1 protein-coding gene is annotated in these 4,314 nt (G+C 47.3%); it reads left to right on the top strand.

Annotated elements, in window-relative coordinates; genetic code table 11:
- Positions 1-306: 306 nt before the first annotated feature.
- On the top strand, positions 307-4,314 hold a 4,008-nt coding region (locus MOB01S_RS11785; RefSeq protein WP_169798153.1), incomplete at its 3' end, for a S6 family peptidase.

Raw genomic sequence — 4,314 nt, 5'->3', positions numbered from 1 at the left:
AAGCTTGGGGCGAACGGTTTTTATATCAGTTTTTAGGTTTGTTTAGTATGCCATGTGGGGACAACACAAGAGGTTATGGCATTTGTCTAATATAGTAATTTTTGTTATCATTATTGTAAAATCCCTTGATGATATCAATTTTTAATAAAATCAATGGTTGTGTTTGGAATGAATGTTATTATAAATATATAATATTAATCAATTACTTACAATAAATTATTGTACAAATGTATCTTATTTAAATGTTAGCAAATGGGTGTTTTTGTGATATAATTAATGGTATCTAAATTTTATTTTAAATACATTATGTCTAACATTCCTTTTAAAAAAACGCTACTTACCACAACCTTATCTCTCATCGCCCTAGAAGGACAAGCCTCCATCGTTCGCAGCGACATTGATTACCAATATTTCCGCGATTTTGCCGAAAACAAAGGGCAATTTGTCGCAGGCACACAAAACATTGAAGTTTACGATAAAAAAGGCAACAACTTGGGCGTCACCCTAAAAGGCTTGCCCATGCCCGATTTTTCTGGCGTACCGCAAATTGGCACATTTGTGGAAGCAGGTTTGGGCATCATGATGACACCACAGTATTACGGCACGGTGGCACACAACGTCAATGCAGGTGTGCGCTTTGGGCAAACGGGCAAACTCAATCCCGATTCCAATCGCTACCACTACCAACTTGCCGACCGCAACGATGCCGAAAAAACCGATAAAAATATCCCACATTGGGATTATGGCACACCCCGTTTGGAAAAATTGGTCACCGAAGCCATACCCGCCCCCATTGCCAACATCTCATTGAGCAACACAGAACTCATCAACAACCCACGTTTTGCCGCCTTTGCCCGCATTGGCGCAGGACGACAATTTACCATTGACGCAGCAGGTGCAAAACCCAACCAAGTCAGCAATTCTTACAATTACTTGGCTGGTGGTTCATTGCTGCCCTTTATTCCCACCGCGATGAATGAGGCGGTGGAATACAACGCCACCAAAGGCTTGTTTACCGATGGCGTAGACCCCTTGGCAACCCAACCGCGCAAAGGCGACAGTGGTTCTGCCATTTTGGGCTTTGATACCACATTAAATCAATGGGTTACGGTAGCACATCATCAATCGTCCAATGGCAATGAAAGCATTCCATGGGGTCGTGCGATGATTGCGCGTAAAGCATTTTTTGAAGAACGTGTGAAAGAAGACATTGCGGGCAACATCAGCAACCGCGTCAATAATCAACGCTACAACTGGACACCAACGGGCAACACCTCCAACATCACAGGTGGCAGCACCACGTTGAAAGTGGATTTGCGTGATGACGCTTTGCCCAAACCCACCACAGGTTCGCCCCACATTCCCAGCGTCAATCACGGCAAAACCGTCAATATTTCAGGCAGCAACGGCACTTTGCATTTGACACAAGACATCAATCAAGGCGCAGGGGCTTTGTATTTTGACGCGAATTTTACCGTTTCAGGCAGCCAAGCCAACACCACTTGGCTGGGTGCAGGCGTATCTGTTGCCAACGGCAAAACCGTGAATTGGCAAGTGCATAATCCCAAAGACGACCGTTTATCCAAAATTGGTGGCGGTACGCTGAATATCACAGGCGTGGGCATGAACCAAGGCTCAATCAGCGTGGGCGATGGTAAAGTCATTTTAAATCAACAAGCAGACGCAACAGGACAAAAACAGGCATTCAGCCAAGTGGGTTTAACAAGCGGTCGTGGCACGGTGGTGTTGGGCGACAACAAACAATTACTTGACAATAATAATATTTATTTTGGTTCACGCGGTGGACGTTTGGATTTGAATGGCAACCATTTGACTTTCAATCGCATTCAAAATGTGGACGATGGCGCACAAATCGTCAATCACAATACGAATAAGGCTGCCAGCGTTACTTTACAGCGTACCAAACAATGGAACGCCAATGAAGTTGTTTTTGAAAGCAATACCAAAGCCGATTACCAACCCACAGGCTTATACAGCAAAGCACGTCCTGATGGTACTGTAGATTACTATATGCTCAAAGCGGGCAGACGACCCAATGTCGCATTACCCAATACCGCCAAAGCCGATGGCCCAAGCTGGAAATACATTACCACTGGCACACGCGAAGATGCGATACAGGCATTTTTAAGTTTAAAAAACAATGACCCTTTAACCGCACGTACTGACGCATTTTTCGGCAAATTGGGCGAAACCAATGCCACTTTACCCAACGGTCGCTTGGACGTGCATTTCAATCCCAGCTTAAAAGACGACATTTACATTTTAAACGGTGGCAGCAATCTCAATGGCAACATCAGCGTTCAAAACGGCACGCTGGTGTTGTCTGGCACACCCACGCCTCACGCCTACGACCACTTAAACGGCACCGAAGTCATGCTTGACCACGATTGGGTAACGCGCGATTTCAACGCCACACACATCAACGTGGATTCAGGCAGCCTGAAAACCAGCCGCAACGTGGGCAACATCACCGCCAACATCAGCGTATCGGGCAATGCCCGTGCCGAATTGGGCTTTGTCAATGGCGAAGAAATCTACACCCGTTCATTGCACACAGGCATCACCACCGCCGAAAACAAAACCTATGACGCAGACATTTTGGCATACATTCCCGAAACCCGCGTCAATGGCAACATCAATTTGCGCGACAATGCCACCTTACGCCTGAATGTGGACTACGACCGCAACATCACCGCCAGCAACGCCACCACCATTGAACTTGCCAACAACGGTCATTGGACTTTACCGTCCAGCCAAGCCATTGGCAATTTGGACGGCGTTTCAGGCAGCCAAATCACGCTCAACGCCCAAAATAAAGAAGGCGTAGAAACAGCCACATCGTTCAACACTTTAACCGTAAACGGCAATTTAGACGGCAACATTCATTTCAATTATTTGAGCAATGTGGCACAACAACAAGCCGACAAATTGGTGGTCAAAGGCTATGCCGCAGGCGACCACACCCTGTCCGTACGCAACACAGGTGCAGAAGCCAATATTCAAAAACTGACTTTGGTTGAATTGCAAAATGCCGTTCAAAATGGCGATGATGTGTCCTTCCAATTATCGGGTGGCTATGTGGACGCTGGCGCGTATCGCTACACCCTCAAAAATGACGCAGGCAAAGAATACTATTTGAGCAACCCCAAACGCGCAGCAGAACTTGCCAAATTGCGTGAAGAAGAAGCCAAAAAAGCCGCCACCGAAGCCGAAAAAGCCAAACAAGCCCTTGCAGACGCACAAAAAGCCAAAGCCGATGCCGAAGCCGCCCTTGCTGCCGCCCAAACAGGCAACAACAATGCCCAACTGGACGCATTGCGCCAACAACTTGCCCAAGCCGAAAAACAAGCCGAACAAGCCAAAACCGAATTGGCAGAAGCGAAGCGTCAAGAAGAGACCGTGCAAAAACTCATGCAAGAAATGTTTGATTCATTAACCGCCGCGCAAAAAGCCAAAGAACAAGCCGAAGCGCAAAAACAAGAAATTGAATCAGAAAAAAATACCCTGCAACAACAACTTAACGAGGCAAACACCCAAAAACAACAAGCCCAAGAAGCCGCCGACACCGCCCAAACCGCCTTACAAGAGGCAATCAACGCCAAAAACGAAGCCGAGCAAGCCCACAATCAAGCCCAAACCGCTTTGCAAAACGCGCAAGCCGCTCAACAACAAGCCGATGCCGATAAAGCCAAAGCCCTGCAAGATTTACAGGCAGCCCAAGCTCAAAAAGCGGAATTGCAACGACAACTTACCAATGCCCAAAATTCACAAACGGCAAGTGGCGAAGAATTGGCGGATTTGCGTGAACAACTTGCCCAAGCCCAAACACAAATCAGCGATAAAGAACAGGCAATCAATCAAGCCAACGCCGCCAAAGCGCAGGCAGAAATCGCCAAAACCCAAGCTGAAAATGCCCAAAAACAGGCAGAAAGCCAATTTACCCAAGCACAAAATGATTTAGAAACCGCCCGCCGCAAAAAAGATGAAGCGGAAGAGCAAGCCACGGCATTGCAACAGCAAAAAGACCAAATTCAGGCGAAATTAAATCAAACCACCCAACAGCTTGCCGATGCCGAAGCGCAAACCGCCCAAGCCGAGCAACAATTAAGCGTCTTGCAAGAACAAAAATTGGCAGCCGACACCGCCCGTGAGCAAGCCGAAGCCGCCCAAAAAGCCGCAGAAGATGCCCAAACTGCCGCTCAAAACGAAATCGCCAAATTGCAAGATGCCAAAGAAAAAGCCGAAGCCGAAAGTGCGCGTCAGGCGGAATTGGCACGTCAAGCGGAACAAGAT

Origin of the sequence: Moraxella oblonga NBRC 102422 (assembly GCF_001598275.1) — a bacterium.
GTDB classification, from domain to species: Bacteria; Pseudomonadota; Gammaproteobacteria; order Pseudomonadales; family Moraxellaceae; genus Moraxella; species Moraxella oblonga.
Note: the sequence above shows the minus strand (reverse complement) of the source record. Positions and strands in the feature narration are given on the sequence as shown.